We start from the raw sequence: 21,518 nt of genomic DNA, 5'->3' as shown, positions 1-21,518 counted from the left end.
GACCACCATCGGTGGTCGCCCCTCACGCATGCGCTCAGCCCTGCTGCTGCGACGGCCGGCGCAGCCTCGGCCGGGCCGCTGCAGCCCTGGCCACGAGCGCCGACCAGCGAGCCGACACCGCCCACAGCACCCGCACCGAGGAGCGGGGCAGGAACAGAGCCCGCAGCCGCGTGCCGGTGCTCACCGTGCCGCGCAGCCCCTCGATCACCCGGCGTACGTCCTCCACGGCACCCGCGGCCGGGCGCGGCCGCGGCGCGTACAGCACCTGCTCCACCGCGTCCGCGACGCGGTGCACGGCGGCACCGCCCGTCGCGTCCAGATGCCCGAGCTCGACGATCCGGGCGGCCGCCCGGCGCGGAGTCAGCGACTCGTCCGGGACGATGCCGTGGTCCCAGGCGCTGTCCGTCAGCTCCTGCCACGCCGCCAGCGTGTGCGCGGCCGCGCCCTGCTCGGTCCGGGCATGCCCGCCCAGCCGCACCGAGCGCACCCGGATCCGCCACAGCAGCGGCGCCAGCGGAACCGACAGTGCCACCAGCACGGCCAGGCCGATCAGCAGATACCTCCACGGCGCGCTGCCACCGCCGCCGCTGTGCGGGGCCGCGGCAGGGGACGTCGTCCGGCAGTCCTGCAGCCTGATCAGCTCGGGCGTGCAGCCCCGGCTCGGCGAGGCCGCCGCCGAGGGAGCCGTGGACGCCTCGTGCGACGGGACGGCCGGATCGGGCAACGAGGTGCCGGGCGTGTTCGACAGGGTGTACGACGGTGTGGTGCCCCGGGTCGGGGTCGGCTCGAAACGGGTCCAGCCCACACCCTCGAAGTACAGCTCCGGCCAGGCGTGCGCGTCCCTCTGGTTCACCGCTACGGTGCCGTCGGCCTGCGGCGTACCGGGCGCGAAGCCCACCGCGACCCGGGCCGGGATGCCGAGGGTGCGGGCCATCGCCGCCATGGCGAAGGAGAAGTGGACGCAGAAGCCCTGCTTCTTCTTCAGGAAGTTCGCGATGGCGTCGGGCCCGCGGCCGACCTCCACCTGGGTGTCGTACTGGAAGCCGCCCGTGACGGCGAAGTAGTCCTGGAGCTTGACGGCCTCCTCGTAGTGGCTCCGCGCGCCCGCCGTGATCTGCCCGGCGGTCCTGGCCACCACCTTCGGCAGCGAGGACGGCACCTTGGTGTACTCGCGCTTCAGAGCCGCCGGCGGCTCCGGTGCGGCGGACAGCTGCTGGGCGGTCGGCTGCACCTCCAGGCTCGTCACCTGGTAGGTCGCGCCGCGTGTCGTCTGGCCGTGGTCGCCGACCAGGGTCATCCCGACCGGCTCGTAGCGCCAGCGGCCGTCGATCTTCACACCGCTCGGCGGGTACGGCATCGGCAGCCAGTCCTGCGCGTACCAGTCCGCCGCCGTGACGGTGGTCGTCACCGTGCTGCGTTTGACGTCCGCGCCGAGGCCGATGGGCGTGGGGAACCCGGTGGGCACGCCGACGATGTGCCGCTGGGCCGGCTTCCAGGTCGTGCCGTCGAAGTCGTCCAGGGAGACGATGCGCAGATACAGGTCCGAGACGTCGTTCGCGCTGGTCTTCAGCGTCAGCACCTGGCGGTCGTCGTTCGTGTTCAGGCTGTCGCGCAGCGAGACCAGCGGATTGACGGCGGAGATCGTGCCTCCGTCGCCGTTGCCGGCTCCCACGCCCGAGCCGGCGGGGTCCAGCAGGCCTCCCTGCATTGCGGGCAGGGCGAGCGGCACGATCAGGGCCGCGCCGAGCGCGAGGGCGCCGATCCGGCGTCCGGTGCGCACCGGGGCGACCGCGCCCTCCTCCCAGGCGCCCGGAGTGCGGGGAGCGCCGCCGAAGACCCGTCCCCACTGCGCCAGCCGGTCCCGGCCCTCCGCGAGCAGCAGCATCAGATAGCCGGCCGCCGCCACCAGGAACCACAGCCAGCCGGCCCCGCCGTCGGACAGCCCGGCGGCCACCGAGTACAGCGCGAGCAGCGGCAGCCCGGCCGGTGCCGCGCTGCGGAAGGTCACCGCGAGCGTGTCCACCAGCAGCCCGATCAGCAGGACGCCGCCGACCAGCATCAGCTCGATCCCGTCCGTCAGCGGCGCCGGTATCGCGTACTCGCTGACGTCGTTCGAGCCCTGCTGGAGGAGGTCGGCGAGGTGCCGGAAGGCGTCCGGGCCGGGTACCAGCCCGACGATCGCGTGCTGCCGGGCGAAGACCAGGGTCAGCAGCACCAGGGTGACCAGTGCCTGCGCCAGCACGGTCAGCGGCCGGCCCAGCGGCACCCGGCGGGCCGCCGTGCCCACCCCGGTCTGCACGGCCACCAGCGGGATCAGCAGCAGCAGCCAGGTCGGCTCGGCGATCAGAGGCAGCAGCGAGCAGGCGGCCATCAGCGTGGCCGCGGCGGAGCACAGCGCCAGTCGTGCCCGCCCGCTCATCGTGCCGCCTCCCCGCTCACCGCGGCCAGGCCCGAGCGCTCCCGGTCCGCCTGCTGCCACAGCCCGTTCAGCGCGGCGCCACGCGGCACGCCGAGTGCCGTCCAGCCCGCCTCGCACAGCAGGCGCAGCCGATCGGGGTGCCGGTCGTCCGGCCGCGTCACATCGCTCGCCTCCCGCCCCCAGGTCACCGGATCCAGTACGAAGGCAACGGCACCGCCGCTGCGCCGGCTCATCCTGGCGACCGTCGCCGCCTGTTCCTCGTCCAGGTCGCCCAGGAAAGCGACCAGCAGCCCCTCGTTGCCGCCGCGCAGCATGTCGTACGCCCGGGACAGGCCCGCGCCGTCGGAGTGGTCGATCACCGCGAGGGTGTCCATCAACAGCCCGGCCGCCTCCGCGGTCTCCTGGCCGGCGCCCGCGAACCCGTCGGTGCCCTCGCCGGGCACCACGCTGCCACTGTCGGTCAGCAGCCGTACCGAGAAGCCGCGTTCGAGCATGTGCAGGAGCACCGAGGCGGCACCGGAGACGGCCCACTCGAAGGCGGAGTCGGGGCCCGCGCCCTCGTAGGCACCGCTCCGGGTGTCCAGCAGGACGGTGCATCGCGAGCGCCGGGGCTGCTCCTCGCGCCGCACCATCAGCTCGCCGTAGCGCGCGGTCGACCGCCAGTGCACCCGGCGCAGGTCGTCGCCGTAGCGGTAGCCGCGCGGGATCACGTCGTCCTCGCCGGCCAGGGCCAGCGAACGCTGTCGCCCGTCGCCGTACCCCTTGGCCTCGCCGCTGAAGCGGACCGGGGCCAGCGGCTCCACGCGGGGGACGACCGTGAGGGTGTCGAACGTCGAGAAGGAACGGGTGAGTTCGCACATTCCGAAGGGGTCCGTCAGCCGCAGCTGCAGCGGGCCCAGCGGATAGCGGCCGCGCAGATCGGAGCGGACCCGGTAGGACACCTCACGGTGGCCGCCCGGCTCCACCCGGTCCAGCACGAACCGGGGGCGCGGCCCGAGGACGTACGGCACCCGGTCCTGGAGCATCAGCAGGCCGGTGGGGAGCCGGGAGACGTTGTCCATCCGCAGATGCACCCGGGCCTCGCTGCCCGCCGGCACGCGTGCGGGGGCGAGCCGGCGGGTGGCCGCCACCCGGTAGCGCGTGCGGTAGACCACGGTCGCGCAGATCAGGGGCAGCGCGGCCAGCAGGAGGCCGACCCGCAGCAGATCGCTCTGGCCGAGCACGTACGCGCAGATCGCGGCGGCGATCCCGGCCGCCAGGAAGGAACGCCCACGGGTCGTCAGACCGGCCAGGGCCGTGCGGACGCCACCCGTCTCCCCGCGGTCGGCCTCCGCCTGGCCGGTCCCCCCGGCACTCATCACAGACTCCGCGGCGGCTGCTGGGGATACGCCGGGACGCCGCGGCCGAGCCCCCCGAAGCCGGGTGCCTGCTGCCCCGGTACCGCCGGCACGGGGGTGCGTTGCAGGATCTCCTGCACAACCTGCTCGGCCGTACGGCGGTTGAGCTGGGCCTGGGCCGTGGGCAGCAGCCGGTGTGCGAGGACGGCGACGGCGAGGGCCTGGACGTCGTCCGGCAGCGCGAACTCCCGGCCGGCCAGGGCCGCGGAGGCCTTCGCCGCGCGCAGCAGATGCAGGGTCGCGCGCGGTGAGGCGCCGAGTCTGAGGTCGGGGTGGGTACGGGTGGCCGCCACCAGCTCCACCGCGTAACGCCGGACCGGCTCCGAGACGTGCACGGTGCGCACCGCCTCGATCAGCTTCACGATCTCGTGCGCGTGCGCCACCGGTTGCAGGTCCTCCAGCGGGCTGACGCCGCCGTGGATGTCGAGCATCTGCAGCTCGGCCTCCACGCTCGGGTAACCGACGGAGACCCGGGCCATGAAGCGGTCGCGCTGGGCCTCGGGCAGCGGGTAGGTGCCCTCCATCTCGACCGGGTTCTGCGTGGCCACCACCATGAAGGGGCTGGGCAGTTCGTACGTCTTGCCGTCGATGGTGACCTGTCGCTCCTCCATGGACTCCAGCAGCGCCGACTGGGTCTTGGGCGAGGCGCGGTTGATCTCGTCGCCGATGACGATCTGCGCGAAGATGGCGCCCGGCTTGAACTCGAAGTCCCGGCGCTGCTGGTCCCAGATGGACACACCGGTGATGTCCGAGGGCAGCAGGTCGGGCGTGAACTGGATGCGCCGCACCGAGCAGTCGATGGACCGCGCCAGCGCCTTGGCCAGCATCGTCTTGCCCACGCCGGGCACGTCCTCGATCAGCAGGTGGCCCTCGGCGAGCAGCACGGTCAGCGCGAGCCGTACGACCTCGGGCTTGCCCTCGATCACGCCTTCCACCGAACCGCGCACCCGCTCGGCGGTGGCGGTCAGATCGCCCCCCACCCTCGAATACGCTCGGGCGGGGGCGCCCCCATGGCTCGCTGGATCGTCATAGGTCGACACCCGGCCCTCCTCGGCCCAATCTTTCCGGGCCGACGCTGCTTGCGAAACCGGCCCACCCCGAAACACGGACACCACGCGGGAAAAGTTCCGCGTGACGCCACACCCGCATTCTTGCCGCCGTTACCGATTCGTGTCACTCGCCTGTGGACAACTGCCCGCACGATGTCGGTCTTACGTCTTTTCCGACCGCATTTTCGATACGGCGACGGCGGGATGTTCTCGGGGCGGCCGGCCGGTGTGCCCGGTCAGACCGGGTCGACCTCGCGCAGCGCGCCGGTGCGCACGTCGAACACGAAACCGCGCACGTCGTCGGTGTGCAGCAGGAACGGCGAGGTGCGCACGCGCTGCATGGACTGGCGCACGTCCTGGTCGACGTCCCGGAAGGCCTCCACCGCCCAGGCCGGACGCTGGCCGACCTCCATCTCCAGGTCGTGCCGGAAGTCCTCGGTGATGGACTCCATGCCGCACCCGGTGTGGTGGATGAGCACGACGCTGCGGGTGCCGAGCGCCCGCTGGCTGATGGTCAGGGAGCGGATCACGTCGTCGGTGACGACACCACCGGCGTTGCGGATGGTGTGACAGTCGCCGAGCTGCAGGCCGAGCGCCTTGTGCAGGTCGAGGCGGGCGTCCATACAGGCCACGACCGCGACCTTGAGAACGGGACGGGCGTCCATGCCCGGGTCCGCGAACTCGGCCGCGTACCGCTTGTTGGCCTCGACCAGGCGCTCGGTCACGGTGTCGCCGTTCGTTATGGCGCCTTCGGATCCAGTGGGAACTGCTGCGGAAGTCGTCATACCCATGACGTTACTGGTCATGGGTGGCACTGGCCCGCTGTGAGAGGGGACAAAGAACGTCATCATGGCTTGTTGTGAGCTACCCCACAGGGAGGGCAAACGTCCTCCAGGCGGGTGAATCCCGCCGAATTGCGGTACCCGCCGCGCTGCCGTGGGCGACGCGCAGGCCGGTTGATTGACCGCGAGACAGGGTGGACTAAAGTGACGCGAAGCGGGAGACGTGGCTCTCCCTGCTGGTGAAACCCCCGGAGACCCCGGCTCACCCCCGGACCGTCTCCCCACGCGCGCGGCGCGTACGTACGGCTCGGCCTCCTTCCGCTCCCGGTCCGGCTGACGCTTCCGGCGCCGGCAGGCCCGACCCTTCACGAGCTGGCGGGGACCCGGCGGTGCGTGCGGCCCGCCGGAAGAGAGAGGCCGTCTTGAGCCAGAGTCGACACGTCCCGGTGATGCTCCAGCGGTGTCTGGACCTGCTGGCGCCCGCCCTGGAGCGCCCGGGAGCGGTGGTCGTCGACTGCACCCTGGGCCTCGGCGGACACAGCGAGGCGCTGCTGACCCGGTTCCCGGAGGCGCGGCTGATCGGCCTGGACCGCGACAAGGAGGCGCTGCGCCTGTCCGGTGAGCGCCTGGCGCCCTACGGCGAACGCGCCACCCTCGTGCACGCCGTCTACGACGAACTGCCCGACGTCCTGCAAAAGCTCCGCATCGCGCGCGTGCAGGGCGTTCTGTTCGACCTCGGGGTCTCCTCCATGCAACTGGACGAGGCCGACCGCGGCTTCGCCTACGCGCAGGACGCGCCCCTGGACATGCGGATGGATCAGACGACCGGCATCAGCGCCGCCGAGGTCCTCAACACCTATCCGGCGGGCGAACTCGTGCGGATCCTGCGGGCGTACGGCGAGGAGAAGCAGGCCAAGCGGATCGTGGCCGCGATCGTGCGGGAGCGCGAGAAGGAGCCGTTCACCAACAGCGCCCGGCTGGTCGAGCTGATCCGGGACGCTCTTCCGCAGGCCGCCAAGCGCACCGGAGGCAACCCCGCCAAGCGCACGTTCCAGGCCCTGCGCATCGAGGTCAACGGTGAGCTGTCCGTCCTGGAGCGGGCGATCCCGGCGGCGGTGAAGGCCCTCGACATCGGCGGCCGCATCGCCGTGCTGTCGTATCACTCGCTCGAGGACCGGCTGGTCAAGCAGGTGTTCGCGGCCGGCGCGGCGTCGACCGCGCCGCCCGGGCTGCCGGTCGTGCCCGAGCGCTACCAGCCGCGGCTCAAGCTGCTCACCCGGGGTGCCGAACTTCCCACCGAGGAAGAGGTCGCCGACAACCGCCGGGCCGCGCCGGCCAGGTTGCGCGGCGCCGAGCGCATCAGGGAGGACGCCGAGTGACCGAGACGGGTCGGTTGGATTCCCGAACTCACCGGGGGGTCTCCGAGGCCTCCCGCACCCCCGAGGAGAGCGTCGGGGAGGCCCGGGCGCATAGGGGGACCGGCGGGGAGGCCCGGGCGCAGCGGGGCACGGGCGGGGAGGCCCGAGTGCACCCGGGCACCAGCGGCGATTCCCGAACGCACCGGGCGTTCCAGGAGGACTCCCGAGACCATGGGGAGCGCGGTGAGGGCTGCCGAACTCGGCGGGCGAGCGACGAAGAGCGCCGTACCCGGCACGGCAGTCGCGAGGACGGCCGGTCACAGCCGGCGAGCGACGGGGACGGCCGAGGGGGCAGCCGAGGGGACCGCCGAGGCCGCCCGGCCAGCCGCGCGGAGTGCCGAGGCCGTCCGGGCAGCCGAGTGCGACCATGCGGTCACGTGGACTGCCGACGCCGGCAGGAGCACTGCCAGGATTTCCGATGCCATGGGGAGCGCCCTGAGGACTCCCGGACCCGCTGGGGGGAGCTGTGAGCAGGAGACCCGAGCTGAAAGGGCGGGCCGCTCGGCTCGCGCGGCTCATCCCGGCCGGTCGCGCGAAGGCGGCCCGCACGCCGTTCGTCCTCCTTGTCGTCCTGCTGCTCGGCGGCGGCCTCATCGGGCTGCTGGTCCTCAACTCCGCTCTCAGTGAAGGCTCGTTCAAACTCGCCGACCTGCAGAAGCAGACGAAGAACCTCACCGACGAGGAACAGGCCCTCCAGCGGGACATCGACGCCTACTCGTCCCCCGACGCCCTTCAGCGCCGGGCCCGCCAACTCGGCATGGTTCCCGGCGGCGACCCGGCCTTCCTCGGCCCCGACGGCAAGGTCAAGGGCGTCCCGAGCGCAGCCCCTCCGGCGCCCGCGGTCTTCAGTGAGCCCGCCACGCCCGAGGCCCTGACCCCGACCGCGGCCCCCTCCGCGGCCCCGGCCACCCCCGCCACGTCCTCCGCGGTCCCGGCCACGCCCGTCTCCCCGGTCCCCGGCGCGCCCTCCTCCGCTGCACCGGCACCGGGACAGCCCCAGGCCGCCTCCGGCGCCACGGGAGCGGCCGTCCCCGCGCTCCCCTCCACCCCGATCCCGACTCCCGGCAGGTGACGGAAGTGTCCGACAGGGAACCGCCGCGCCGCCGTGTGCCCGGGCCTGCGGGTGCGCTGCGCCCGGGTGAGGGGCGGGGCGGCCGCCGTACCCGGTGTGCCGTCCGCGCCGCCCTGCCGGCGCGGTGGCGGCGCCGGGTCCAGGGCCGACTCCCGGCAGGTGCCGTGGCGCCGCTCTCGAAGTCCCAGCCCATTGCTCCCCCGACTCCCGGCAGGTGACGGAAGTGTCCGACAGGGAACCGCCGCGCCGCCGTGTGCCCGGGCCTGCCAAGCCGCCGCGGCCCAGCAGTGCCGTGCGGCGGCAGCCCGGGCCCGGTGCGCGTCCGGCGCGGCGGCCGAGCGGCGCACGGCCGCCGGCCGGCCGCCCGCTCCGGCTCGGCAGCCCACGGCCCCGGCTGCGCCTGGTCAGCCTCACGCTGACCCTCGTCCTGATCGCCTTCGTCGTACGGCTGCTCCAGGTGCAGGCCGTCGACGCCAGCGCGTACGCGGCGCGCGCCGAACAGAACCGGTACGTCGTACACACGCTGGCCGCCGAGCGCGGCGGGATCACCGACCGCAACGGCGTGGCCCTCGCCGTCAGCGAGGACGCCTACGACATCACGGCCGATCCGACGATGTTCAGCAGGAAACAGCTGAAGATCGACGACGGGCCGGAGCAGGCCGCCGCGCTGCTGTCGCCGATCCTCCGGCAGAGCCAGGCCGAGATCGTGAAGAAGCTGCGGCCCCAGAACAAGAACTCCCGGTACGCCCGGCTCGCCACCCGGCAGACCCCGCAGGTCTGGAAGCAGATCAAGGACCTGAGGAGCGCGCTCGCCAAGAAGGCGGAGACCGACAAGAACACCGTCAACGTGCTCGCCGGCGTGTTCGCCGACCCGAGCAGCCAGCGGGTGTACCCGAACGGTGATCTCGCGGCCGGGATACTGGGCTGGGTCAACGCCGACGGCCGGGGCGGCGGCGGCATCGAGCAGGAGCTGAACAAGCAGCTGACCGGGAAGGACGGCAAGATCCGGTACGCCCAGTCCGGTGGGCGTGAGGTGCCCACCGCCGGGTCCGACGAGACGCCCGCCGTGCCCGGCTCCGACGTCGAGCTGACCATCGACCGCGACATCCAGTGGGCCGCGCAGAACGCCATCACCCAGCAGGTCAAGCAGTCCAGGGCCGACCGTGGCTACGTCGTCGTCCAGGACACCCGCACCGGGCAGATCCTGGCCATGGCCGACTCGCCGGGCTTCGACCCCAACGACCTGTCGAAGGCGGACGCGGAGGCGATGGGCAACGCGGCCCTCCAGGACGCCTACGAGCCCGGATCGACCGCCAAGGTGATGTCCATGGCCGCCGTGCTGGAGGAGAACGCGGCGACCCCGCTCACCCACGTCGTCGTACCCAACCGGCTGCACCGCGGCGACCGGCTCTTCGCGGACGACGTCGACCACGGCACCTGGTACCTCACGCTGAACGGCGTCCTCGCCAAGTCCAGCAACATCGGTACGATCCTGGCCACCGGCCAGCTCGGCAAGACCCAGGCCGAGGCGGACAAGGTCCTCTACTCGTATCTGCACAAGTTCGGCATCGGCAGCTACACCGGGCTCGGCTTCCCCGGTGAGACCCCGGGCATCCTCGCGCCGTACCAGAAGTGGTCCACCTCGCAGCAGTACACGATTCCTTTCGGCCAGGGCTTCTCCCTCAACGCGATGCAGGCCGCCTCCGTGTACTCGACCATCGCCAACGGCGGCGTCCGGATCGAGCCGACCCTGGTGCGCGGCACGAAGGGCGCCGACGGGCGCTTCACCCCCGCACCCAAACCCAGGCAGACACGGGTCGTCAGCGAGAAGACCGCCAGGTCCGTCGCCGAGATGCTGGAGTCCGTCGTGGACGACGAGCAGGGCACCGGCATCAAGGCACGCATCCCGGGGTACCGCGTTGCGGGTAAGACCGGCACGGCCAACCGTGTGGATCCGGCCACCGGCAGGTACCACGGATACACCTCCTCGTTCGCCGGCTTCGCACCGGCGGACAACCCCCGTATCACCGTGTACTGCGCCATCCAGAACGCCACCTCCGGCAGCTACTTCGGCGGCCAGATCTGCGGACCCGTGTACAAGCAGGTGATGGAGTTCGCCCTGAAGACCCTCCAGGTCCCGCCGACCGGCGCGCGGCCCGCCAACCTGCCCGTCGACTACAAGCCCTGATCAGCACCTCGGAAACACCAGGAACGAACTCGTGACAACGATCACCCCCGGCCCCGGGAACCACGGGACCGAGAACCCCTCACTTCGCTCCGGAGCGGGTACGCCCGGTACGCTCACCGCCGTGCCACACGCTGATCAGTCCCAAACCACCCAGAAGGGCGCTTCCGTGACATACCCGGGACCGCCGCGACCGGTTCAGGCTTCCGCCACACCCCTCGCGGAACTGGCCGATCAGCTGGGTGCCGCCGCTCCGGACGCCGCCGCCGAGGTCACGGGGATCACCCACGACTCGCGCGCCGTCCGCCCCGGCGACCTGTACGCCGCCCTCCCGGGCGCCCGCCTGCACGGCGCCGACTTCGTCACCCAGGCCGCCGGCCTCGGCGCGGTCGCCGTGCTCACCGACCCGACGGGCGCCGAACGCGCCACCGCGACCGGTCTGCCGGTCCTGGTCGTCGACGACCCGCGCGGACGGATGGGCGAACTGGCGGCGACGATCTACGGTCACCCGGGCCGCGACCTCCTCCAGATCGGCATCACCGGCACCTCCGGCAAGACCACCACCGCCTACCTGGTCGAGGGCGGGCTGCGCACCGCGAAGTCCACCGGCCTGGTCGGCACGGTCGAGATGCGCATCGGCGACGAGCGCATCAAGTCCGAGCGCACCACCCCGGAGGCCACCGACCTGCAGGCGCTGTTCGCCGTCATGCGCGAGCGGGGCGTCGAGGCGGTCGCCATGGAGGTCTCCAGCCACGCCCTGGTCCTCGGCCGGGTCGACGGCTGCGTCTTCGACATCGCCGTGTTCACCAACCTCAGCCCGGAACACATGGAGTTCCACTCCGACATGGAGGACTACTTCCGGGCCAAGGCGCAGCTTTTCACGCCGCAACGCAGCAAACTCGGCGTGGTCAACGTGGACGACGCGTACGGCCGCCGGCTCGCGAAGGAGGCCACGGTCCCCGTCGTCACCTTCTCCGCCGAGGGCCACCCCGACGCCGACTGGCGCGCCGAGCACGTCGAGGTCGGCCCCATGGACTCGACGTTCACCGTCGTGGGTCCGAACGGCGAGCGGATCCGGGCCAGGTCGCCCATCGCCGGCCCCTTCAACGTGGCGAACACCCTCGCCGCCGTCGTGGCCCTCGCCGCCGCCGGCCTCGATCCGCAGGCCGCCGCCGACGGCATCGCCGCCGTCCCCGGCGTCCCGGGCCGCCTGGAGCGCGTGGACGCCGGGCAGCCCTACCTCGCGGTGGTGGACTACGCCCACAAGACCGACGCGGTCGAGTCCGTGCTCAAGGCGCTGCGCAAGGTCACCAAGGGCCGTCTGCACGTGGTCCTCGGCTGCGGCGGCGACCGCGACCAGACCAAGCGCGCCCCGATGGGTGCCGCCGCGGCCCGCCTCTCCGACACGGCCGTGCTGACCTCCGACAACCCCCGCTCCGAGGACCCGCTCGCGATCCTCGCGACCATGCTCCAGGGCGCCGCCTCCGTGCCCGCGCACGAGCGCGGCGAGGTGCTCCTGTTCGAGGACCGGGCCGCGGCGATCGCCGCCGCCGTGGGCCGCGCCGAGGCCGGTGACACGGTGCTGGTCGCGGGCAAGGGCCATGAGCAGGGCCAGGACATCGCCGGCGTGATCCGTCCCTTCGACGACCGCCAGGTGCTCCGCGAAGCCATCCAGAAGACCCAGGGATGAAAATCCAGAAGACCCAGGGGATGAACTTGTGATCGCCCTCTCCCTCGCCGAGATCGCAGCAGTCGTCGGCGGGCAGACGCACGACATACCGGACCCGTCCGTCCAGGTCACGGGCCCGGTCGTCCGGGACTCCCGCGAGGTGGTGCCCGGCACCCTGTTCGCCGCCTTCGTCGGCGAACGCGTGGACGGCCACGACTTCGCGCCGCAGGTGGTCGAGGCGGGCGCGGTCGCCGTACTGGCGTCGCGGCCGGTCGGTGTGCCCGCGATCGTCGTCGACGACGTCCAGACCGCGCTCGGCGCCCTCGCCCGGCACGTCGTGCAGCGGCTCGGCGCCACCCTCGTCGCCCTGACCGGCTCGGCGGGCAAGACCAGCACCAAGGACCTGATCGCCCAGGTGCTCCGGCGCAAGGCGCCGACGGTGTTCACTCCCGGCTCGCTCAACAACGAGATCGGGCTGCCGCTGACCGCCCTGTCGGCCACCGAGGAGACCAGGTTCCTCGTGCTGGAGATGGGCGCCCGCGGCATCGGCCACATCCGGTACCTCACCGGTCTCACCCCGCCGAGGATCGGCCTGGTCCTCAACGTCGGCTCCGCCCACATCGGCGAGTTCGGCGGCCGCGAGCAGATCGCCCAGGCCAAGGGCGAACTCGTGGAGGCCCTGCCGTCGTCGGACGACGGCGGCGCCGCGATCCTCAACGCCGACGACCCGCTGGTGCGTGCCATGGCCTCCCGTACCAAGGCGAAGGTGGTCCTTTTCGGAGAGTCGGCCGAAGCGGACGTACGCGCCGAGAACGTGCGACTCACGGACAGTGGACAGCCGGCCTTCAGGCTTCACACACCCTCCGGTGCATGCGATGTGACCATGCGCCTGTACGGTGAGCACCACGTGTCGAACGCGCTCGCCGCGGCCGCCGTCGCCCATGAGCTGGGCATGTCCGCGGAAGAGATCGCCATCGCGCTCTCCGAGGCGGGCTCCCTCTCCCGCTGGCGCATGGAGGTCACCGAGCGCCCGGACGGCGTGACCATCGTCAACGACGCTTACAACGCCAACCCCGAGTCCATGCGGGCCGCCCTTCGGGCGCTCGCGGCCATGGGCAAGGGGCGCCGCACGTGGGCGGTGCTCGGCAAGATGGCCGAGCTGGGGGACGAGGCGCTCGCCGAGCACGACGCCGTCGGACGGCTCGCCGTCCGGCTCAACGTCAGCAAGCTCGTCGCCGTCGGGGGGATTGAGGCCTCCTGGCTGCAACTGGGCGCATATAACGAGGGTTCGTGGGGTGAGGAGTCGGTGCACGTGTCCGACGCACAGGCGGCGATCGACCTGTTGCGCAGCGAGTTGCGCCCGGGGGACGTCGTGCTCGTGAAGGCGTCCCGTTCGGTGGGTCTGGAGAGCGTTGCCCAGGCGCTCGTCGAGACCGGTGCCGAGGGCGAGGTTGCCGCCCGATGATGAAGCAGATCCTGTTCTCAGGAGTCATTGGCCTCTTCCTGACGCTGATCGGCACCCCGCTGCTGATCAAGCTCCTCGCCCGGAAGGGTTACGGCCAGTACATCCGTGACGACGGCCCGCGTGAGCACGCCAGCAAGCGCGGTACGCCGACCATGGGCGGTATCGCCTTCATCCTGGCGACGATCGCCGCGTACTTCCTGAGCAAGCTCATCACCGGTTACCCGCCCACCTACTCGGGCCTGCTGGTCCTCGGCCTGATGTTCGGCATGGGCCTGGTCGGCTTCCTCGACGACTACATCAAGATCGTCAAGCGCCGTTCACTGGGTCTGCGGGCCAAGGCGAAGATGGCCGGCCAGCTGATCGTCGGCATCTCCTTCGCGGTGCTGTCGCTGATGTTCGCCGACGCGCGCGGCAACACCCCGGCCTCCACCAAGCTGTCCTTCATCACCGACTTCGGCTGGACGATCGGCCCGGTGCTGTTCGTCGTCTGGGCGCTGTTCATGATCCTCGCGATGTCGAACGGCGTGAACCTCACCGACGGTCTGGACGGTCTGGCCACCGGCGCCTCCGTGCTCGTCTTCGGCGCCTACACGTTCATCGGCGTCTGGCAGTTCCAGGAGTCCTGCGCCAACGCGCAGACCCTGACCAACCCGGCCGCCTGCTACGAGGTGCGCGACCCGCTCGACCTCGCGGTGATCGCCTCCGCGCTGATGGGCGCCTGCCTGGGCTTCCTGTGGTGGAACACCTCGCCGGCGAAGATCTTCATGGGCGACACCGGCTCGCTCGCCCTCGGTGGTGTCCTCACCGGTCTGGCCATCCTCTCCCGCACCGAGCTGCTGCTGGCCATCATGGGCGGCCTCTTCGTCCTCATCACCATGTCGGTGGTCATCCAGGTCGGCTCCTTCCGGCTCACCGGAAAGCGCGTCTTCCGGATGGCGCCACTCCAGCACCACTTCGAACTCAAGGGCTGGTCCGAGGTCCTGGTGGTGGTCCGGTTCTGGATCATCCAGGGTATCTGTGTGATCGTCGGACTGGGCCTCTTCTACGCGGGATGGGCAGCAGAAAAGTGACCTCCACCTCGGAGCTCTTCGACTTCCAGGGCAAGCACGTCGTCGTCGCCGGACTCGGTGTCTCCGGTGTCCCGGCGGCCAAGGTGCTGCACGCGCGCGGGGCGATCGTCACGGTCGTCAACGACGGCGACGACGCACGCGCGCGTGAACAGGCAGCCGAACTCCGGGCGCTCGGCATCACCGTGCGTCTCGGCGACGGCGCCTGCCTGCCGGAGGGCACCGAGCTGATCGTCACCGCGCCCGGCTGGAAGCCCGACAAGCCGCTCTTCCTGGCGGCGGAGAAGGCGGGCGTGCCGGTCTGGGGCGACGTCGAGCTGGCCTGGCGGCTGCGCGGCCCCGACGCGGCTCCCTGGCTGGCCGTCACGGGCACCAACGGCAAGACCACGACCGTGCAGATGCTGGCGTCGATCCTCGCGGCCGCGGGCCTGCGCACGGCCGCCGTCGGCAACATCGGCGTCTCACTGCTCGACGTCGTCCTCGGCGAGGAGCGGTACGACGTCCTCGCCGTCGAGCTGTCCAGCTACCAGCTGCACTGGGCACCCTCGCTGCGCGCCCACTCGGCGGTCGTCCTCAACCTCGCCCCCGACCACCTCGACTGGCACGGCTCCATGGAGGCCTACGCCGCCGACAAGGGCCGTGTCTACGAGGGCAATCGGGTCGCCTGCGTCTACAACATGGCCGACAAGCTCACCGAGGATCTGGTCCGCGAGGCCGACGTCGAGGAGGGCTGCCGGGCCATCGGCTTCACCCTCGGCACCCCCGCGCCCTCCCAACTCGGTGTCGTGGACGGCATCCTGGTCGACCGTGCCTTCGTGGAGAACCGGCAGAAGAACGCGCAGGAGCTGGCCGAGGTCTCCGACATCAACCCGCCCGCCCCGCACAACGTCGCCAACGCCCTTGCCGCGGCGGCCCTCGCGCGTGCCTTCGGGGTGCCGGCCACGGCCGTACGCGACGGCCTCAGGGCCTTCCGCCCGGACGCCCACCGCATCGCGCACGTCGCCGACATCGACGGTGTCGCGTACGTGGACGACTCCAAGGCGACCAACACCCACGCGGCCGAAGCCTCGTTGGCGTCATATGAGTCGATCGTATGGATTGCGGGCGGTCTGGCGAAGGGCGCGGCCTTCGACGAACTGGTCGCCAAGTCGGCAAAGCGACTTCGCGGCGCCGTCCTGATCGGCGCCGACCGGGCACTGATCCGCGACGCCCTCGCGCGACACGCCCCGGAAGTACCCGTCGTCGACCTCGACCGGACCGACACTGGGGCGATGCTCCAGGCGGTGACGGAAGCGAAGCGGCTGGCTCAGCCCGGCGACACGGTGCTGCTGGCCCCGGCCTGCGCCTCCATGGACATGTTCACCAACTACAACCAGCGCGGTGACGTGTTCGCGGCGGCTGTCCGCGAACTCGGAGCCTGACCCCGGCCGCCCGCCGGGCGGATCTTGGGAGGGACGCGTGGGACGGTCGACGTTCAGTGGAGGCGCCGATGCCCAGTAGCCGTACCGGCAAGCCGCCCGTGCAGCGGGCGTCCCGGCGTCCCCGTCCCCCCGCCCCGCGCCCGCCGGGGGACCATCCGGTCCAGCGGCTGTTCGTCCGCGTGCGGAAGGCCTGGGACCGGCCGCTGACCGCCTACTACCTGATCCTCGGCGGCAGCATGCTGATCATCGTGCTGGGCCTGGTGATGGTCTACTCGGCCTCCCAGATCACCGCGCTGCAGATGTCCCTGCCGGGGTCGTACTTCTTCCGCAAGCAGCTGCTGGCCGCCGTGCTCGGCGGCGTACTGCTGTTCGCGGCCTCCCGCATGCCGGTGAAACTGCACCGGGCGCTGTCCTACCCGATCCTCGCCATCGCCGTCTTCTTCATGGCCCTGGTGCAGGTTCCCGGGATAGGGATGGCGGTCAACGGCAACCAGAACTGGATCTCCCTCGGCGGCTCCTTCCAGATCCAGCCCAGCGAGTTCGGCAAGCTCGCCCTGGTGCTCTGGGGCGCGGACCTGATCGCCCGCAAGCAGGAGAGGAAGCTGCTGAACCAGTGGAAGCACATGCTGGTGCCGCTGGTGCCGGTCGCCTTTCTGCTGCTCGGGCTGATCATGCTCGGCGGCGACATGGGCACCGCGATCATTCTCACAGCGATCCTGTTCGGTCTGCTGTGGCTCGCCGGTGCGCCGACGAGACTGTTCGCGATGGTGCTGCAGATCGCCGCGCTGATCGGTTTCGTCCTCATCAAGACCAGCCCCAACCGCATGGCCCGGCTCTCCTGCATCGGCGCCACCGAGCCCCGGGCGGGCGGCGCCGACTGCTGGCAGGCCGTGCACGGAATCTACGCGCTCGCCTCCGGCGGAATCTTCGGATCCGGTCTCGGTGCGAGTGTGGAAAAATGGGGACAACTCCCGGAAGCCCACACCGACTTCATCTTCGCCGTCACCGGTGAGGAACTGGGTCTGGCAGGGACGCTGTCGGTGCTCGCCCTGTTCGCGGCTCTAGGCTATGCGGGTATCCGCGTGGCCGGACGCACGGAGGACCCCTTCGTGAGGTATGCCGCGGGAGGCGTGACCACCTGGATCACCGCCCAGGCGGTGATCAACATCGGTGCGGTGCTCGGTCTGCTGCCGATCGCCGGCGTCCCCCTCCCGCTGTTCTCCTACGGAGGATCCGCCCTGCTGCCGACCATGTTCGCCATCGGGTTGCTGATCGCCTTCGCGCGCGACGAGCCCGCTGCGCGGGCAGCGCTTGCGATGCGGCAACCTCGCTTTGGTAGAAAGCGGGCGGGAGGCTCCGGTGCCGAGCGGGGGCCTCGGAGATGGAACACGATGCGACGGCGTGCCTCGGCGGCGCGTTCGTCCGGAGAGCGGTGAATTTCGGTGCATGTCGTACTCGCCGGTGGGGGGACCGCCGGCCACATCGAGCCCGCGCTCGCCCTCGCGGACGCCCTGCGCAGGCAGGACCCGACCGTGGGAATCACGGCCCTGGGCACGGAGCGCGGCCTGGAGACCCGGCTCGTCCCGGAGCGGGGCTACGAGCTGGCGCTGATCCCGGCGGTGCCGCTGCCCCGCAAGCCCACCCCCGAGCTGATCACCGTCCCGGGCCGGCTGCGCGGCACCATCAAGGCCGCCGAGCAGATCCTGGAGCGCACCAAGGCGGACGTGGTGGTCGGATTCGGCGGCTATGTCGCCCTGCCCGGCTATCTGGCCGCCAAGCGGCTCGGCGTGCCGATCGTGATCCACGAGGCCAACGCCCGGCCCGGACTTGCCAACAAGATCGGCTCGAGGTACGCGGCCCGGGTCGCCGTCTCCACGCCGGACAGCAAGCTGCGTGACGCCCGCTACATCGGCATCCCGCTGCGCCGTTCCATCGCCACGCTGGACCGCGCCGCCGCGCGCCCCGAGGGCCGCCACCGCTTCGGTCTCGACCCGAACCTGCCCACGCTGCTCGTCTCCGGCGGCTCCCAGGGCGCCCGGCGCCTCAACGAGGTGGTCCAGCAGGTCGCCCCGTGGCTGCAGCAGGCCGGCATCCAGATCCTGCACGCGGTCGGCCCGAAGAACGAACTGCCGCAAGTGCATCAGATGCCGGGTATGCCCCCCTATGTCCCGGTAAGTTACCTGGACCGGATGGACCTGGCGTACGCCGCGGCGGACATGATGCTCTGCCGTGCGGGCGCGATGACCGTCGCCGAACTCTCCGCCGTCGGACTCCCGGCCGCCTACGTCCCGCTGCCCATCGGCAACGGCGAACAGCGGCTCAACGCCCAGCCGGTGGTGAAGGCCGGCGGCGGGCTCCTCGTCGACGACGCGGAACTCACGCCCGAGTGGGTGCAGCAGAACGTCCTGCCCGTGCTCGCCGACCCGCACCGGCTGTACGAGATGTCCCGCGCGGCAAGCGAGTTCGGCCGACGGGACGCCGACGAACTGCTCGTCGGCATGGTGTACGAGGCGATCGCCTCACGCCGTTAGGACCGTATGACGAAAGGGCAGTGAGCGTGGCCGGACCGACCACCGCCGAACGCGGTGAACGCCAGCAGGACCCGTCCGGCCCGCCGCTCGTCCGTGGGCCAGGAAGCCCCCGCCTTCGTAGGATCATCATCCTGGCGGTTCTTCTGGTGCTGCTCGGAGCCGGTTCCGTCTGGGCGTTGTACGGCTCCACATGGCTGCGCGTCGAGCGCGTCTCCGTCTCCGGCGCGCGCGTACTGACCCCCGCCGAGGTGCGGGACGCGGCGGCCGTGCCGGTCGGGGCGCCGATGATTTCCGTGGACACCGATGGTATCGAAGCCCGACTTCGTCGTAAATTGCCCCGGATTGACACTATTGACGTGGTCCGGTCCTGGCCCCATGGAATCGGGCTGAAAGTGACCGAACGGACCCCGGTTCTCCTTGTCCGAAAGGGCGCGAACTTCGTCGAAGTCGATGACGAGGGCGTCCGATTCGCCACGGTTCCGCAGGCCCCGAATGCCGTTCCGACGCTGGAATTGTCCGTCTCTCGCACGGGATCGGGCGCCGCGAGCTACCGCCGCTTCGGCACCGACCGGCTGGTGCGCGAGGCGGTCGGGGTCGCCAGGGCCCTGCCGGCCGCCGTGGCGAAGGACACCCGGAACGTCCAAGTCCGTTCCTACGACGACATCTCGCTGCAGTTGGCCGACGGCCGCACGGTGGCGTGGGGGAGTGCCGAGAACGGCCGCCTCAAGGCGCGGACCCTCGCAGCTCTCATGAAAGCAGCTCCCGGCGCGCGGCACTTCGATGTCAGCGTTCCCACCGCCCCTGCGTCATCGGGGAGTTGACGCACATCAGCGCAGGCCAGCACCCTGGTTGGGCACTGCTATGGCTGATCACATAGGGTGAAAAGAAAAACGGGAGGTTCGGCGTGTTCGTTGAACGGGCGCCACTTGTCGACTTAGTGTCCTGTTCAGAAGACTTCAGGGAACAGACACACTGGTAACCCTAAACTTCAGGGTTAGGGTTCGGGTCGGCGCTACGGACCGTCCCATTCGGCATCCGTCGTCCCGGCGCGGGGCACCGCACCGCGGCGACAACGTAATTCGAGGCGAGAGGCCTTCGACGTGGCAGCACCGCAGAACTACCTCGCAGTCATCAAGGTCATCGGTGTCGGCGGCGGTGGTGTCAATGCCATCAACCGGATGATCGAGGTCGGTCTCAAGGGTGTCGAGTTCATCGCCATCAACACCGACGCGCAGGCGCTGTTGATGAGCGACGCCGACGTCAAGCTCGACGTCGGCCGCGAACTCACCCGCGGACTCGGCGCCGGAGCCAACCCGGCCGTCGGCCGCAAGGCCGCCGAGGACCACCGCGAGGAGATCGAGGAGGTCCTCAAGGGGGCCGACATGGTCTTCGTGACGGCCGGTGAAGGCGGCGGCACCGGCACCGGCGGCGCACCCGTCGTCGCCAACATCGCCCGCTCGCTGGGCGCCCTCACCATCGGCGTGGTCACGCGTCCGTTCACCTTCGAGGGACGGCGCCGCGCCAACCAGGCCGAGGACGGCATCGCCGAGCTGCGCGAAGAGGTCGACACCCTCATCGTCATCCCCAACGACCGGCTGCTGTCCATCTCGGACCGCCAGGTCTCGGTCCTGGACGCCTTCAAGTCCGCCGACCAGGTCCTGCTCTCCGGTGTCCAGGGCATCACCGACCTCATCACCACCCCCGGCCTCATCAACCTCGACTTCGCCGACGTGAAGTCGGTCATGTCCGAGGCCGGTTCGGCCCTCATGGGCATCGGCTCGGCCCGCGGCGACGACCGCGCGGTGGCCGCGGCCGAGATGGCGATCTCCTCGCCACTGCTGGAGGCGTCCATCGACGGCGCCCGCGGGGTGCTGCTCTCCATCTCCGGCGGCAGCGACCTGGGCCTGTTCGAGATCAACGAGGCCGCCCAGCTGGTCAGCGAGGCCGCGCACCCCGAGGCGAACATCATCTTCGGCGCGGTCATCGACGACGCCCTCGGCGACGAGGTCCGGGTCACCGTGATCGCGGCCGGCTTCGACGGCGGCCAGCCCCCGGCCCGCCGGGACAACGTCCTCGGCTCGGCCTCGGCTTCGACGGGCTCCCGCCGCGAGGAGCCCGCTGTGGCCCGCCCCAGCGAGCCCAGCCGCCCCAGCTTCGGGTCCCTCGGCAGCGTCAAGCCGAAGGAGGAGCCGGAGCCGGTGGCCGAGCCGGTGGCCGACATCCCGGTCGCCCCGCCGGTCACCCCGGCGCCGCGGCCCTCCTACGCGGACAGCGCCGCAGAGGAACTGGACGTACCGGACTTCCTCAAGTGATAGGACGGCGCGAGAGCGTGAGCGGCGCGCACTTCGCCTTCACCGACCGGTGGGGCGGGGTGAGCGCCGCTCCGTATGAGGAGCTCAACCTCGGCGGCGCGGTCGGCGACGACCCGCAAGCCGTACGGGCCAACCGGGACATCGCCGCCAAGTCGCTCGGCGTCGAACCGGGGCTGGTCGTCTGGATGAACCAGGTGCACGGCGCCGACGTGGCCGTGGTGGACGAGCCCTGGGGAGAGCGCCCGGTGCCGGAGGTGGACGCCATCGTCACCGCCCGCCGCGGACTCGCCCTCGCCGTCCTCACCGCCGACTGCGTGCCGGTGCTGCTGGCCGATCCCGTCGCCGGGGTCGTGGCGGCGGCGCACGCGGGCCGGCCCGGCATGGTCAAGGGGATCGTCCCCGCCGCCGTGCGGGCCATGGCCGCACTCGGCGCCGAGCCGGGCCGGATCGTGGCCCGCACCGGACCCGCCGTGTGCGGACGGTGCTACGAGGTGCCTGAGGAGATGCGCGCCGAGGTGGCGGCCGCCGAGCCGGCGGCGCACGCCGAAACGAGCTGGGGTACGCCGGCGGTCGACGTGGGCGCCGGGGTGCATGCGCAGCTCGACCGGCTCGGGGTGCGCGACCGGGCGCAGTCGCCGGAGTGCACGCTGGAGTCGGACAACCACTTCTCGTACCGCCGTGACCGCACCACCGGGCGGCTCGCGGGTTACGTCTGGCTGGACTGATGGGGC

At 71.5% G+C, this 21,518-nt stretch carries 16 protein-coding genes; 12 read left to right on the top strand and 4 right to left on the bottom strand.

Annotated elements, in window-relative coordinates; all coding sequences use genetic code 11:
* Positions 1–34 precede the first annotated feature (34 nt).
* The 4 genes from ABZ919_RS24910 to ABZ919_RS24895 all read right to left on the bottom strand — a co-directional run bounded on the left by ABZ919_RS24910 (position 35) and on the right by ABZ919_RS24895 (position 5,650).
* Positions 35–2,419, bottom strand: a complete 2,385-nt coding sequence (locus ABZ919_RS24910; protein WP_361251752.1) for a DUF3488 and transglutaminase-like domain-containing protein — start codon at positions 2,417–2,419, stop codon at positions 35–37.
* Positions 2,416–3,777 carry a DUF58 domain-containing protein gene (locus ABZ919_RS24905; RefSeq protein ID WP_361251750.1) on the bottom strand — a complete coding sequence of 454 codons (1,362 nt, stop codon included), beginning with the start codon at positions 3,775–3,777 and terminating at the stop codon, positions 2,416–2,418. The genes ABZ919_RS24910 and ABZ919_RS24905 overlap by 4 nt, the downstream gene beginning before the upstream one ends.
* A complete protein-coding gene (locus ABZ919_RS24900; protein WP_361251747.1) occupies positions 3,777–4,796 on the bottom strand; it encodes a MoxR family ATPase in 1,020 nt (339 codons plus the stop codon). The genes ABZ919_RS24905 and ABZ919_RS24900 overlap by 1 nt, the downstream gene beginning before the upstream one ends.
* A gap of 305 nt (positions 4,797–5,101) precedes the next feature.
* On the bottom strand, positions 5,102–5,650 hold the full coding sequence (locus ABZ919_RS24895) for a carbonic anhydrase (RefSeq protein ID WP_361251745.1): 549 nt from the start codon (positions 5,648–5,650) through the stop codon (positions 5,102–5,104).
* Positions 5,651–6,069: 419 nt separating this feature from the next.
* Here ABZ919_RS24895 and rsmH point away from each other — a divergent pair, with 419 nt between their 5' ends.
* The 12 genes from rsmH (at position 6,070) to pgeF (ending at position 21,512) form a co-directional block, all read left to right on the top strand.
* Complete coding sequence (gene rsmH / locus ABZ919_RS24890; RefSeq protein WP_361251743.1) at positions 6,070–7,026, top strand: 16S rRNA (cytosine(1402)-N(4))-methyltransferase RsmH; 957 nt, start codon at positions 6,070–6,072, stop codon at positions 7,024–7,026.
* 505 nt (positions 7,027–7,531) lie between these two features.
* A complete protein-coding gene (locus tag ABZ919_RS24885; protein ID WP_361251741.1) occupies positions 7,532–8,137 on the top strand; it encodes a septum formation initiator family protein in 606 nt (201 codons plus the stop codon).
* A gap of 223 nt (positions 8,138–8,360) precedes the next feature.
* Complete coding sequence (locus tag ABZ919_RS24880) at positions 8,361–10,325, top strand: penicillin-binding transpeptidase domain-containing protein (RefSeq protein WP_361251738.1); 1,965 nt, start codon at positions 8,361–8,363, stop codon at positions 10,323–10,325.
* Between the two features lie 166 nt (positions 10,326–10,491).
* A complete protein-coding gene (locus tag ABZ919_RS24875; RefSeq protein ID WP_361251735.1) occupies positions 10,492–12,012 on the top strand; it encodes a UDP-N-acetylmuramoyl-L-alanyl-D-glutamate--2,6-diaminopimelate ligase in 1,521 nt (506 codons plus the stop codon).
* A gap of 28 nt (positions 12,013–12,040) precedes the next feature.
* Positions 12,041–13,456 (top strand): UDP-N-acetylmuramoyl-tripeptide--D-alanyl-D-alanine ligase, encoded by a 1,416-nt coding sequence (gene murF, locus ABZ919_RS24870; protein WP_361251732.1) that lies wholly within the window; start codon positions 12,041–12,043, stop codon positions 13,454–13,456.
* Complete coding sequence (mraY, locus tag ABZ919_RS24865) at positions 13,453–14,526, top strand: phospho-N-acetylmuramoyl-pentapeptide-transferase (RefSeq protein ID WP_361251730.1); 1,074 nt, start codon at positions 13,453–13,455, stop codon at positions 14,524–14,526. The genes murF and mraY overlap by 4 nt, the downstream gene beginning before the upstream one ends.
* On the top strand, positions 14,508–15,944 hold the full coding sequence (murD, locus tag ABZ919_RS24860; RefSeq protein ID WP_361251727.1) for a UDP-N-acetylmuramoyl-L-alanine--D-glutamate ligase: 1,437 nt from the start codon (positions 14,508–14,510) through the stop codon (positions 15,942–15,944). Before mraY ends, murD begins: the two co-directional genes overlap by 19 nt.
* Positions 15,945–16,012: 68 nt before the next feature.
* Positions 16,013–17,380, top strand: coding sequence for a putative lipid II flippase FtsW (gene ftsW, locus ABZ919_RS24855; protein WP_361251724.1), 1,368 nt, complete (start codon positions 16,013–16,015; stop codon positions 17,378–17,380).
* Between the two features lie 6 nt (positions 17,381–17,386).
* Positions 17,387–18,475 (top strand): undecaprenyldiphospho-muramoylpentapeptide beta-N-acetylglucosaminyltransferase, encoded by a 1,089-nt coding sequence (gene murG, locus ABZ919_RS24850; RefSeq protein ID WP_361251721.1) that lies wholly within the window; start codon positions 17,387–17,389, stop codon positions 18,473–18,475.
* A gap of 26 nt (positions 18,476–18,501) precedes the next feature.
* A complete protein-coding gene (locus ABZ919_RS24845; RefSeq protein ID WP_361251719.1) occupies positions 18,502–19,296 on the top strand; it encodes an FtsQ-type POTRA domain-containing protein in 795 nt (264 codons plus the stop codon).
* A 279-nt stretch (positions 19,297–19,575) separates the two neighbouring features.
* Complete coding sequence (ftsZ, locus tag ABZ919_RS24840; protein ID WP_361251718.1) at positions 19,576–20,787, top strand: cell division protein FtsZ; 1,212 nt, start codon at positions 19,576–19,578, stop codon at positions 20,785–20,787.
* On the top strand, positions 20,784–21,512 hold the full coding sequence (gene pgeF, locus ABZ919_RS24835) for a peptidoglycan editing factor PgeF (RefSeq protein WP_361251715.1): 729 nt from the start codon (positions 20,784–20,786) through the stop codon (positions 21,510–21,512). Before ftsZ ends, pgeF begins: the two co-directional genes overlap by 4 nt.
* Positions 21,513–21,518: the final 6 nt, after the last annotated feature.

The sequence above is a fragment of the Streptomyces sp. NPDC046759 genome (genome assembly GCF_040645475.1).
In the GTDB taxonomy this organism is placed as follows: domain Bacteria; phylum Actinomycetota; class Actinomycetes; order Streptomycetales; family Streptomycetaceae; genus Streptomyces.
Note: the sequence above shows the minus strand (reverse complement) of the source record. Positions and strands in the feature narration are given on the sequence as shown.